Source organism: Shewanella sp. 1180_01 (genome assembly GCF_052850535.1).
Genome location: NZ_VXCT01000224.1, coordinates 1 through 263, shown reverse-complemented (window position 1 = coordinate 263; position 263 = coordinate 1). Strand labels below are relative to the sequence as shown.

At 58.9% G+C, this 263-nt stretch carries 1 protein-coding gene; it reads right to left on the bottom strand.

The window, feature by feature from the left end; genetic code table 11:
• Positions 1-263, bottom strand: a 263-nt coding sequence (locus FW758_RS24960) for a putative Ig domain-containing protein (RefSeq protein ID WP_446446865.1), incomplete at both ends; no start/stop codon positions are given.

Here is a 263-nt window from a genome sequence, read left to right as displayed (position 1 = left end):
GGTCACGGTAATGCTGAAGGACTGGTCAGCGGTTAAGCCATCCGTGTCCGTCACCCGCAATGTCACGGGGTGCGCGCCCACATCGGCATTGCTTGGCGTACCACTTAACACGCCCGTAGCCGCATTGAAGCTCAACCAGCTTGGTTTAGTCACCGCGCTCAATGTCAGCACATCGCCCACATCAGTATCTGCGGCCGCGAAGGTGTAGCTGTACGCCGCATCTTGAGTGGCAGCTGTGATGGCCGTTGAACTGATGGTCGGCG